This window comes from Vibrio sp. QJM3NY_26, from assembly GCF_057786005.1.
In genome coordinates, this window is record NZ_CM173515.1 from 1,940,727 (window position 1) to 1,953,792 (window position 13,066).

Below are 13,066 nucleotides of genomic sequence, written 5' to 3' on the forward strand. Positions count from 1 at the left end.
TCCAATAGGAGCCTTTGTGTTAATGACTGTTTAGCTTTCACTGAAAAATCAGTTCGAAAATTCAACAGACCTTAATGTGTTTCCTTGTACTTTAAGCTTCTTCTAGCTCTGGTTTACTCTTCTTTATAGGTTGTTTGATACTGGTTTCTACCTCTTTCAAGCGCGCTGTAAAGTGTCTTAACACAGGCGGTTCATAGGTAAAGTCGAGCCCTTTCACTTGCCCAGCGTTCTCTTTCACTTTTTCGAATGCTTCGATAATGAAATCCATGTGGGTTTGTGTGTACGTCGCTCTAGGAATAGTAAGACGCAATAGCTCCGCAGGGCATGGGTGCTGTTCACCTGTCGCTGGATCGCGGCCTTGCAGCAATGAACCAATCTCAACCGCTCTGATACCTGCAACCTTGTAAAGTTCACACGCCAAAGCATGTGCTGGGAACTGACCAGCCGGAATATGAGGAAGCAGTTTACCCGCATCTACAAACGCAGCATGACCGCCGGCTTGCTGACACACGATACCCATTGCTTCTAGTCCATCAACAAGGTATTGAACCTGACCAATACGGTACTCTAACCAATCTTGGCGCATGCCGTCGTATAGACCAACGGCTAAACGCTCCATCGCGCCACCTTCTAAGCCACCATAGGTTGGGAAGCCCTCTTGAACTACACACAGCGTTCGACACTCTGTGTACACATCCATGAAAGAATCGTCTTTGAAGCACAACAAGCCACCCATTTGCACCATCGCATCTTTCTTAGCAGACATAGCTAAGCCATCAGCGTATTTGTAAGACTCACGCGTGATTTGCTCGATTGTCCAATCTTGATAACCCGCTTCGCGCTGTTGAATGAAGAAGGCATTTTCAGCGTAGCGAGCAGAATCCATAATCACTGGAATATCGTACTTCTGAGCCACGTCATACACAGCTTTCAAGTTCGCGATTGATACCGGCTGTCCACCAGCAGAGTTACAGGTAATGGTACTCACGATGTAAGGAACGTTGGCAGCGCCCGCTTCTAAGATCGCTTCTTCCAGTTTCACAACGTCGAAGTTGCCTTTAAAGTCGGCATTCACTGAAGTATCGAACGCTTCTTTGGTGTAGACGTTTTTCGCTACACAACAGTTCACTTGAGTGTGACCTTGTGTTGTATCGAAGAAGTAGTTAGACAGGGCGACCATTTTGCTGCGATCCAATCCCTTTTCCATTTCACGCTTCTTGATAAGAACAGGAATGTAAATCTGCTCTGCACCTCGCCCTTGGTGGGTAGGAATCGTCAGTTGGTAACCAAAAATATCTTTCACTGCATTCGCCAACGCATAGTAACTTCGGCTACCACTGTAAGCTTCATCACCCATTAGCATCGCAGCTTGCATGCGTTGGGTGATAGATCCGGTTCCGCTGTCGGTCAGTAAATCGATAAACACATCATCACTATCCAGTAAGAATGGGTTCATGCCCGCGTCAACAATGGCTTGCTCACGATATGCAGAGGTTGTTCTTTTTACTGGTTCTACAACGCGAATACGAAACGGTTCTGGTAGATGCTTGAAGTTTTCCATAATAGTACCTTTCAACAAATTCAGCCTAAACGGGAAAAGCCAAATTCATTATTTTCAAATGTCACGAGTCATCACCATTAATTTAATTTCACGCACGATCACTCTCGTGATAATTACGATGAAAAATTAATAGCTAGAAATAATTCATTTAATCAATAACGTATTGATTAGGATCCAATTAATAATAACTAAGAGATAAGAACTTCATGCACAACAACACAAATAGCGGCCGCATGGGTTACGAAGCTTCTTAAAGACAAAATTAACAGGATTGGCAAAGCTCAAGGGCTCTGCTGGCGCGTGACGCCTAGAGGGTACTACTCTGTAGAAAGGCGGAACGAGAGCTGGTGATCTAAGGTATACCAAGCTAACAAGGTTAGCCATGTGGTTGATTGCCATTTCAGATACATGTTCACAATATATCCCTACGTTGAAATCAAGGTGATCCGAAATTTAAATATAGTGCAATTGTTTTATAAATACAGCTTAGAAAAGTATAAATGTGATCAATATTTAGAATGGCAATTAAATACCATAGCGTGTCATATAAACTGTGAATTCCATCCGTTTATATACTATTAAACTAGTTCGTTGAGTTACTTAATAATATCGAATCTCTTTTAAACTCAATACTTATCTAATAAGGGGCGAAGATGGTTGTTTTCTAAAAAGCTCTCATCTAATAAAGCCAAGCACTAAAACTCGCCGACCTAGAATAGCTAAGTTCTGATGAGCCTCAAGCCCCCCACCAGAACCGTATTCGCAGTGAATGACTTACTTCTTCTTAACCACTTGTTTAATCGCCATTTCAGCCAACTTCGGTGTCGCAGCTTTCAGTGCACTTGGTGCGACCTTCTTACCGGCCTTCACTACTTTGTTCAGTTGGCCTTTAACCGACGTCCCTCTTTTCATGGCTTCCAAACGTTGGCGGTTTCTTTGCACATTATTAGCATCAGCTATGCCTTCGATTAGCATCTGCTTGAGTGCTTCTAAACCAAAAATCGTTTTTTCTGGCGCAATAGCGAGCGGCAACACGATATCAGACTGCAGCAATATATGGTTGTATTCGAGTGCTTGAGCAATGATCTTTGCTTTGGCCGATGTTGGGTTCTCTAAGTCATACGGAGGTTGCCACTCATCAACAGGCTTTAATCGGTCGACCTGATTCACAACCGAAACAACGATTGGCTTCTTGCGTGAGATGTTTTTAGGATCGTCATAAAAAGCATCAAACTTGCCCTTCAATTGCTTATCCAGTTCACGAGCCGATTGATTGGCTTTAAGAACCCAAAGTACAACATCGGCTTGGGTCATCTCTTTCAGCATCAGAGCTTCGGTTTTGACATTACCATCCAGCCCTTGAAGATCAACCACTCGAACATCATTGTCATCGACAAACGCGTTGTATACGGTTGAAGTGTCGGTTGATGGCAATACATCCACCTCGGCAACGAGCTCCTGCTTGAGCGCATTAATCAGTGACGATTTACCTGAGCTTGTTTGCCCCACCAGCACAATTCTTACTGGCTCTAATTCTGGTGCAAAGCGTTGTTCATCTATTTCAGAAACATCAGACGCTCTTAATGCTTCATCTTCAATGCTGAATCGACCGCTATAGAGATCAATCGCTACCGCGGCCACCTCATCGAGTAAGGCTTGTTTCGCAGCGTATTGCATGTCATCCACCACGCCTTTGGTCATAGATGATGTCGCTTGCTCTCGACCTAAATCAGAAACAACTTTTAGCGGGTTCAAATACAGATTCTTAAGGTGATTGCCCCAGATAGCGGCTTTAACGATCTTCTGCCCTAGCTCACCGTACTTGTCATAGGCTTCGTAGCCCGCTTTGATATAGGAAACCTTAAGATACTCAATTCCCGGTATATGTTCCCGTACCACTAACTTGTATCGTCGGCTCACTTCTTCAAACAGCTTCAGCCCTTCAGGGATTGAAAAATCGAGTGATTTCTTATCAAACTTTTTGGCGACGAACTCAAGTACCTCTAAACCGGTTTGGTCGAGATTACCCCACTCGATGTCGACCATTAACTGTTGTCGTACATGGTGTTTCGAGTCGTTCCAGATTGATAGCTCTGCTTGAGACCATTCATCAGACGCTTTAACCAGCGCATCATTGATGTCTGAATTCTTGGGCGATGCTCCGGCTTCAGGTTGAACGTCACTTTCATCATGTGAAGAAGAGTCGCTATAAGTTGGTTTACGCGAAGAACGGCTAGAAATGAATAAAGGAATGGTGAACACCAAGGTACTCACCGCAATGGCAATTGACATTTCCAATAGGTAGCCATATTTGATCGCCAAGAAAAGACCAAAGGCCATCATGATAATGCTCGGGAAGATGGCCGAAATCAGAGCAATGCCCCAACGTCCACTAGACAGAACGGCCAATAATCGAAATAGGTTTCTAATTTTCTTCATAGCCCGACGCCGCCTTACCTTTTTTCAGGGATTCTTTGTAAATCTTTTGCATCTCTTTTTCAGAGACTTCTTCGCATTTGTTCTTATGATAGAAGTAAAAACAAGCCGCGCGACCTAAACCATAGCTGGTACCGAAACTCATGGCGGCGGCTGCAACCGCTCCGACTGTTTGACCATAAACCGGAATCAACTTTATCAGCTGTCGAGTGCCCAGCTTCATTCCGTATTGCAAAGCAAAGCTGCTTCCCAAAGTACCTATCAACTCACTGAAGACTCTCTTGTTCCATTCGACCCCATATTGGTTCGCCAAACTGTGGAGCATTTTCGCTTGAATCGCAGGTACAGACACTAAGCCAACACCCGGAATCAGGTCACTCGCCGCAGCGCTTCCCGCATACCAAAGCACTTCGTTTTCGACTTGGTCAAAGTTGGCTTCTTCTTGAGTGGAATGTTCTTTGTCTACCACCATCATTCCAATAACAGGAAGGATGTTGGTCAGCTTTTCTAACAAGATGTCATAGTTGTAAACTGAGCCACTGTTATTACTCAAGTCATCCGTTTCGAAATCCACCGCAACCGATTCCAATCCCTTACCCCAAACCGTTTCTACTTGGTTGATGTTGAATTGAATTTGTCTTGCGCGGTCTGTTTCATTGGAAGACAAAACCGCCGTATGAACAAGCAACAAGTGTCTAATCTTCTTTTGTTTCTTAATCTGTTTCAGAGCCGCAAGCACGGAGGATTGCTCAGGCTCATCGGCTTTCATCACCACGACTAACGCATTACCCGCTTGGCCGATCTCTTCTAGATCCTCTTCAGGATCATAATCCGCCTCACCCAACCCTCTGGTATCGAGGAATCGCATTACCGGCTTAATTTGAGGAAACTCATACGACATTGCCGTCATAGTGCATGGAGCAAAGCCATTCCCCACTTCAATAGAGGAATCACCGGTGACCGCTTGAATAAACGACGACTTGCCCGCTCCCGTTTTGCCCAACAGCCACAGCGTCGGCAGATGCTTACGTTGGTATTCCTGAGCCTGTGTGAGGTCTGGATTCTTACTCGGATTGATGAAATCTTTTATTTGATCAAACATGGTTGGCTAACGCTCACTTAATCTTGAAATTCGGGGTGGTGACAACGCAATACTAGCTTATATAATCACAAATCCTATTAGACTTATGTTTGTTCAGTCGCACAGGTTTACAATACCTAAACACTTGTTTTTATGTGCACACTTATTTTGTATACACGCTTTTTTATACGTGCGTGTATCACTATATTGATTCACGCATCGAACGAACAACAAACACAGAGAAGTAAAAGGTAAGTATGGAACAAATCTATTTGGCGGGCGGTTGCTTGTGGGGTGTACAAGAATTTATCAAATACGTTCCGGGAGTCATCAGCACAGAAGCAGGCCGTGCGAATGGAAACTCCGCACAGACACAAATCGATGCCGTAAAAAGCAATACAACAGAAAACGGTACATCAAATAATAGTGACTATGATGGCTACGCGGAGTGTGTCCAGATAGAGTTTGACCCAAGCATCACTTCAGTAACCATTCTGATGGAACATCTGTTTGAGATCATCGACCCATACAGCGTCAATAAACAGGGCGTCGATGTGGGTGAGAAATATCGCACTGGTGTTTACAGCACTAACGCCCTGCACCTAACGGAAGCCGAGCGCTACATTACCTCTCGTGATGATGCAGACCGCATTGCTCTCGAGATCTTACCATTGACCAGTTATGCCGCCAGTGATGATATCCACCAGCATCACCTTAGCCAGTTCCCTGAAGACCACCACTTGTGCAATATTCCTTGGGATCTGCTGCATAAGTATAAATAACAGTAGTCACGACGTAAGATTGAGATGGTCACGACGTAAAATCGATAAAGCCTCAACAGGCATTACCCGTTGAGGCTTTTTAAGTTTTAATGACCCAGACAGCTATCGTAAATTTGTTTGATAGCTCAAACCATTAAGCGTTTAGCGTTTAGCGTTTAGCATTAGCCAATAAGTTACTTAGTTGTATTCTCAAGAACGTAATCTGGACCCGCCGTTTCAGCCGTCACGACCGCAAGTTTAGACACGTCTGCACCTTCGCCTTGGTAAGCATTAATGCCATTCTCAACCGTCATTTTTGGCAGCTCAACCGAGTAACTCGAAATCTGCTCAGATGCTGTCACTTGGCCAACATATGTTTCATTGTCATACGTTGCACCCACTAACGGGTAATCTTGCGTTGCGCGAACACTGACAAACTCTGGAGACTCTGAATTGTCAACAACGTTATTATTAAACGCGATATCAACACCGGCATAAATCTTTTCAACTTCGGCATTATTGAACAGGCTCACACGGTGAGTTTGATTGCCATAGATAATGCCCCACTGTGTATCAACCAACGAGTTGTTCTCGATGGTGATGTTTTTAGGCGTCCACTGTTTGTTAAGCTCTTTACCTTTAACCGACTGATCTAGCTCTTCGCCGTTTGCCACATCAATGATACCTGTATTAATCACGATACCACCACGTAGGTCAGCATTGCCTTCAATCACACCGTCACGTCCACGTGTATTCGCAATGTAGTTATTACGGATAACATGGTCTTCATCATAGATTCGAATGCCACCAGTTAAGTTCTTTTTATTACCTAGAATAATGTTATTTTCAACACTACTTCCTTTACCATGACGCAAAGAAATCAAAGCAGAACTTTCAAAAATTGTATTACCAGAAATTGTGTTGCCACCCGACTTAACTGAGACAAGCTCGCGCTCGCCATCCATGTCGATCATCAAGTTATTAACGAATTTTGAATTGGAATCCCACTGAGAGGATTTTGAATCACCAATACGAAGTGCTTCCCAGCTATTGCCGTTGTAACGAATCGCCTCTTTGATGTCGAATTCATTAAATTGATTCGGTTTCTGATCCATGAAGATGTTATTAGCAATCAAGTGATTGTCTGCAGAATCATCTTTCTGTACACCAATCAACGTACCGCGCTTTTGTTTGCCTTCAAAGCGGTTGTTGATCACTTTGCCGTCTTTACCCCACAGAGAAACCCACAGGTATCTCGGGTATTCAGAACGACGCTCATCGGGTTGATATTCATAAGCGTGGTTAAAGTAGTAAAAGGTTGAATTCTGTAAAGTGTTGTTGTCACCCATCATTCGAACGCCGCCAAATCTTTCGTTTGGACCACCTTCGGTAAAGACTAAGCCATCTAGCGTAATGTCATCACCTTTAAGTTCAAACTGAACTAGGCCAGTTAACCATACAGAACCGCCTTGCTCTGCTTTAACGGTAATGTCATTCGCGGTAATAGTTATTTGACCTAAGTTCGCGTATTTACCGTTAGGAATAACAACTTCGTCGCCATCTTTTAGGTTTTCAAATTGTGCTCTAAGCGCGGCTACTTGCTCTTCTGATGCAACGCTTATTGTATTGCCATCCACCTCAGTTAAGCGGTCACTACTCAATAAGTAACTACGGTCGATTTCGCTAATAGCAGGCGTAGCTTGTTCAGCGACACTGACTACCGGTGCTGTTTTTTCTTGTGTTGTACAGCCTGTTGCAAAAGCGAGCGTGAACGCGCTAATAATGCTTACCGATAATAGTTTTTTGTTCATCGTCCATCTCACATTAAAGTTTGGATTATAAAAATGACGACCACCCATTTAGGTGGCCGTGATGTTATTTAGGATGCGTATTAAATTAGCCTTCGGCTGGAGTCACTTCGTCTTGTTGCTCGACTTTGTCATCGACTGCTTTAACAAGTAACAGACCAACAGAGAACACAATCAAGCCACACAGAACGAATACCATGCGTCCCCACATTGGGTTTGGCAGTACAAACATAGTCATTACGCCCACACCTGCTACCGCGATAAGTGAACCCAACATACGACGTTGCTTGTTATCCAGTTTCTTCTGTTCATTACTTTCAGCAACTAATGGTGTCGCTAGGTTGTTGAAGAACTTGTCTACGTCTTTCTCACGGTGCGCCGGTAATGGCTTGTAGAACAGCGTTGAAAGAACAAAGAAGCCAGCAGTAAATATGATGTGACCGATAAGACCGATAGCCACTTTTAGGTCAGACCATTCACGGCCTGTCAGTTCATTCAAACCGAACCAGTTTTGGATCATGTCAGCAGTGATAACGAAACCAACGAAGTAAGAAACCACACCACCGACAACTAGCGTGCCCCAGCCTGCCCAATCCGGTGTTTTACGGATGAAGAAGCCACAAAATGCTGGAATTGTCATTGGGAAGCCGATCAACGCGCCCACGTACATCATGGTGTCGAAAAGGCTCAGACCTTTAAGCGAGTTGATGAACAGTGCAACCAAGATGATCGCGATGCCGAAGAAAGTAGACGTGAGTTTAGAAACGACCATTAGCTCTTTCTCTGTCGCTTTAGGGCGAAGAATCGGCTCGTAGAAGTTCTTAACAAAAATACCTGAGTTACGGTTTAGACCTGAATCCATTGAAGACATGGTTGCAGCGAACATCGCGGCAATCAGAAGGCCAACCATACCTGCAGGCATGTACTCTTGAACGAAGTAAAGGTATGCGAAATCAGCAGCTTTGCTGCCAGCTTCAGGGTAAGCGGCTGCTAAATCAACACCTTGACCTGCCATGAACCAAGAAGGCATGAACCAAATGATTGGACCAAGCGTCATCAGGATACAGGCAAGTAAAGCTGCTTTACGTGCGTTGTTTGAGTCTTTCGCTGCAAGATAACGGTAAGAGTTCAGCATGTTGTTCGTGATGCTGAACTGCTTCAAGAAGATGAACACTGCCCAGATGCTGAAGATGCTTAGGTAATTAAGGTTATCACCCGTAATGAATGAATCGGTAGGGAAGTCATTGATGATTTGTGTAACGCCGCCACCGTGGTAGACCGCTACTACAGCACACGTTACGGTCACTGCCATAATGATAACCATCTGCATAAAGTCAGATGCGATTACTGCCCATGAGCCGCCTGTTACTGACATTACCAATACAACCAAACCCGTTAGGATAATCGTTGTCGTCATGTCAAAGCCGAAGATACCCGATGCGATAATCGCAAGGCCGTTCAGCCAGATACCCGCAGAGATAACACTGTTTGGCATGCCCGACCAAGTAAACACTTGCTCATTAACCTTACCAAAACGCATACGAATCGCTTCAATAACCGTCACAACGCGCAGTTGGCGGAACTTCGGAGCGAAGTATAGGTAGTTCATCAAGTAACCAAATGCGTTAGCGATGAAGATAATCGCTACTGCAAAGCCATCAGTAAAGGCTTTACCTGCTGCACCAGTAAATGTCCACGCACTGAACTGGGTCATAAATGCGGTTGCACCTACCATCCACCACAGCATATTACCTCCCCCACGGAAGTAATCACTTGTCGTACTTGTAAACGTTCTGAACATCCACCCTATTGCAATTAAGAATAGGAAGTAGATGCCAACTATCAGGGTATTGAGTTCCATCTTGAGACCTTTTATTTATGTTTTTTTGTTAGGTTCACTATAGATAGATGACAAGCACATTTGTACTACAATAATCCAAATGCGTGACAGTGATCTTACAGTCCGAGACTCAATTAATCATACAAGTGATCGAGTTCAAAGTTGCACCGCCTGCGATCATAATTCCTCAAGTGAGTGCAGCCATCCGCACTGAATTTCGACAAAAACCCAAAAAAACATGAAGTAACTCTCTAAAAACCGAAGAACTATCGACAAAAACCATCATTCGTCACGTTCAAAGCTCGAAGGAAAGCAACAGAAATATCGCTAGATATAATTTATAAAAATGAATAACATCGATACATTTGTATTACAAATATAAGTAAAGACTTGCTCTAAAAAGTTCCCTATATGCGTCCGTCATTAATGCAAACTTGAAAACCATTATTAGATACTGACAGTGGTTCTCGGAAGTGAAATGCTTTTAACACACCAGTTACACTTTCCCCTCGTCCATTAAAAAGGTGTCATTATGAAGAAATACGTTCCAATCTTAATTGCTCTTAGTACGGTATCTTCTATGAGCTATGCAGCCACCAGCGATGATGCTGTTGACTACTTACAAATGCGCAAAGGTGTGGCTTATCAAGTAAACCACTCAAAACCCTTTACTGGTCAATTTGAAGAGAAGTTCGATAACGGCCAAGTCGCGACCCAAGCTCAATTTGCCGATGGCCTAGAACTTGGGTTAGAAACCAACTGGTACCCAAATGGCCAAGTTGCCTCTAAAGTGAATTACGTTAAAGGTGAACTGCAAGGTAAGGCCGAGACATGGTATCCAAACGGACAGAAAAAAGCGGAACTCAACTATAAAGACAATGAACTGTCGGGTGTTGCCTCTCGCTGGTATCCGAATGGCGAACAAAGCCTAACAGCCGAATTCAGTGACGGGCAAAAAGATGGATTGGTAACGGACTACTACCCTAATGGCAATAAGGCCAGCCAAGCGAAATTTGATGAAGGCGAAGTAGCAAACGGGAAACTCACTCGCTGGAATACTAACGGAGACAAGGTTGAAGAACTGACCTTTAAAGACCACAAAGTCACGTCTAAGCAGGTTTGGATGCCGACGGAAAGCTAATACTAAAAAACGGCTCTCACAGGGTTAGTCTCCATACATATAAACGACTACAACTAAACGACTGCAGCGAATCCGTCTACAGCTAATCCGTCTGCAATTAAGCGACAAGAGCAAGAGACATGACAAGAGAAACGAGCATTCATGTGACTAAGCGTGAATGTTCGTGGCTTTTTCACTTGCTCTTTTCACTACCACTTCCCCTCATCACTTTGGTCCGACTATACCTCTATCTCTCGTTATTATTTACAGCACTTCATCTAGTGATAAAACAATCACCAATAGTCATTGAAAATAATAAATATTTAACTTGCGCATAACCTTTCCATAAAATACTGTAAGCAAACGTTTCCGTTGCGAGTCAGATCCCAGTTATCCGCTTGTAAGCGACTGATCACGCAAATAAGAGAAACGAGATTCCCAAATACGTTGTTGAGTCATATTGTTTTGCTTTGGTGCCTGCCTATGAAAATTAAAACCTCCCTTTTTAGCCTTGCTTGTTTATCCATTATTTCGTTATTGGTTGTCGTCTCATTCACTGAAATGGCAAACCTAAAGCTGATCAAACTTGAGAAAACCCTGATCAAGGTGAAATCGCTTGAAGTTTCGATGCTTCAACTAAATCGAACAGAACTAGAGTTTCTAATCAGTCACGACAAAGCCCTCAAGCCTGAATTCGCCAAAGAGTATTCACACTTTCAACAGTTGATAAATAGCTTCTCTGTTTTACTCAAAGAGTCAGACATTGCTGTACCAGAGTTAGACAAGCTGACACGAGAAGTAAAACAATACGACAAAGATTTTTCATTGATGGTAGACGCGATTGAACGCAACCCAACAAAGGTCAGTGAACTGAAATCAGAAATGAAAATGCTGTTTGAAGATATCATCTCGATATTTACCGGCGTTGAAGGTCGTTTAGAACAACAGGTCGAATCGATTCAACAAACCATCACTACGTTTATTGTGAGTTCCGTAATCGCCGTCACTGGATTACTGATCGCGCTGTCCTTTGGGATCTCATCGCGTGTCGCTAAGAAGATAGCCTCGTTAAACGCAACCATGTTGCACGTATCCCAACAACGTGACTTTACCGTTAAAGCGGAAGACAGCGGTTCAGATGAAATTGCGGATATTGCCAAGTCATTTAACACCGTCTTAGAAGATATTCGTCAACTTGTTGGTCAAGTACAAGGGTCGATCCAAGAGCTCGGCAACATTTCGAACCAGTTGCAACACGACGGCATAGAAGTGGAAAGCGCTTTAAACAAGCAGCAACGACAAACAGAAAATATTGCGACCGCGATAAATCAAATGGGCAGCAATATCCAAAGTGTTGCGACCAATAGTGAAAATGCTTCAGCAAATGCACAAACCAGCTTCTCCACGGCAAATGATGGCCTGAACGATGTGGCCTTCACCAGAGACACAATCAATACGCTTTCAACTGACTTAGTGAGTGCGAGTGAAGAAGTGAATCGCCTTTCTGTGCACTCAGAAAAGATCAATACCGTACTAGAAGTGATTAAAGACATTGCTGAACAAACCAACCTACTCGCTTTGAACGCCGCTATTGAAGCAGCGCGCGCTGGAGAGCAAGGTCGTGGTTTTGCGGTCGTCGCCGATGAAGTGAGAACCTTGGCTGGCAGAACACAGCTTTCAACCGAAGAGATCTCAACCATTATTCAAGGGGTTCAAGATCAAACCCAGATGGTGGTTAACACGATTAAAAATTGTTGTGAAAAAGGTAACAGCAGTGTCGACTCTTGTGAGAAGGCACATTCAAGAATCACATCGGTTATCGCAGACATGGAAACCATTCTAAATAACAGTTTAGAAGTCTCCAATGCTATGAAGGAGCAAAGTGAAGTTACGTCAGAGATCATCGAAAACGTAGATGCCATTAAACAGCTGACACTGACAAATGTAACGATCGCTTCAAAAAACGCCGCTTCTGCAACTTCAGTAGTAGAACAGACAAACTCACTTGAACGCGCTGTCATTAACCTAAAAGCCTAGCTCTTAAGCCGCGGCTTACACGCTTATTGCGCTTCAAACGACTCTCTACTCAAATTTCAGATAAAAAAACGCTCATGTTGCCTGTATCAACATGAGCGCAAGGGTAGATCTTCGACTACCGTCTCCTACCTTTCTAAACGAAAGCAGAAGTTATAATTAGAATAGTTGGGAGCAATAATCAAAATGCTTTCGCAAGCACTTCAACGATTTCTTCTTTGTCGCTAATAAGAACAACGGGTAACCATTCGAACCCTGTTCATTCCTATCAAGTTCATATCTATATAGCAGGCTATGTCACTGCCTTGCCTACTACATTTCAAATCATCTCTGGTCGAGCTCTATAACACCTAAAACAAATGCCTAGCGGTTTAAAGTATTTTGGCTTTTAGCCATTTTCCTTTCTAACCATTGAGCCTTTAAAT

At 43.6% G+C, this 13,066-nt stretch carries 8 protein-coding genes; 3 read left to right on the forward strand and 5 right to left on the reverse strand.

What is annotated here, in order from left to right; genetic code table 11:
- Positions 1 to 91 precede the first annotated feature (91 nt).
- The 3 genes from tnaA to AC3CH4_RS08770 all read right to left on the reverse strand — a co-directional run bounded on the left by tnaA (position 92) and on the right by AC3CH4_RS08770 (position 5,099).
- Positions 92 to 1,561, reverse strand: coding sequence for a tryptophanase (tnaA, locus tag AC3CH4_RS08760; protein WP_488542827.1), 1,470 nt, complete (start codon positions 1,559 to 1,561; stop codon positions 92 to 94).
- Between the two features lie 774 nt (positions 1,562 to 2,335).
- Positions 2,336 to 4,000 carry a GTPase family protein gene (locus AC3CH4_RS08765; RefSeq protein WP_488542828.1) on the reverse strand — a complete coding sequence of 555 codons (1,665 nt, stop codon included), beginning with the start codon at positions 3,998 to 4,000 and terminating at the stop codon, positions 2,336 to 2,338.
- Complete coding sequence (locus AC3CH4_RS08770) at positions 3,987 to 5,099, reverse strand: YcjF family protein (protein WP_488542829.1); 1,113 nt, start codon at positions 5,097 to 5,099, stop codon at positions 3,987 to 3,989. Before AC3CH4_RS08770 ends, AC3CH4_RS08765 begins: the two co-directional genes overlap by 14 nt.
- A 236-nt stretch (positions 5,100 to 5,335) precedes the next feature.
- Here AC3CH4_RS08770 and AC3CH4_RS08775 point away from each other — a divergent pair, with 236 nt between their 5' ends.
- Positions 5,336 to 5,860: a peptide-methionine (S)-S-oxide reductase gene (locus AC3CH4_RS08775; protein WP_488542830.1), complete on the forward strand. Its 525-nt coding sequence runs from the start codon at positions 5,336 to 5,338 to the stop codon at positions 5,858 to 5,860.
- A gap of 173 nt (positions 5,861 to 6,033) precedes the next feature.
- Here the strand turns inward: AC3CH4_RS08775 and AC3CH4_RS08780 are convergent, their stop codons facing one another.
- Positions 6,034 to 7,650, reverse strand: coding sequence for a polysaccharide lyase 6 family protein (locus tag AC3CH4_RS08780; protein ID WP_488542831.1), 1,617 nt, complete (start codon positions 7,648 to 7,650; stop codon positions 6,034 to 6,036).
- Between the two features lie 85 nt (positions 7,651 to 7,735).
- Positions 7,736 to 9,508: a sodium:solute symporter family transporter gene (locus tag AC3CH4_RS08785; RefSeq protein ID WP_065204759.1), complete on the reverse strand. Its 1,773-nt coding sequence runs from the start codon at positions 9,506 to 9,508 to the stop codon at positions 7,736 to 7,738.
- A 511-nt stretch (positions 9,509 to 10,019) separates the two neighbouring features.
- Between AC3CH4_RS08785 and AC3CH4_RS08790 the strand changes: the two genes are divergently transcribed.
- On the forward strand, positions 10,020 to 10,628 hold the full coding sequence (locus tag AC3CH4_RS08790; RefSeq protein WP_004733536.1) for a toxin-antitoxin system YwqK family antitoxin: 609 nt from the start codon (positions 10,020 to 10,022) through the stop codon (positions 10,626 to 10,628).
- 462 nt (positions 10,629 to 11,090) lie between these two features.
- On the forward strand, positions 11,091 to 12,644 hold the full coding sequence (locus AC3CH4_RS08795; protein WP_488542832.1) for a methyl-accepting chemotaxis protein: 1,554 nt from the start codon (positions 11,091 to 11,093) through the stop codon (positions 12,642 to 12,644).
- Positions 12,645 to 13,066 lie beyond the last annotated feature (422 nt).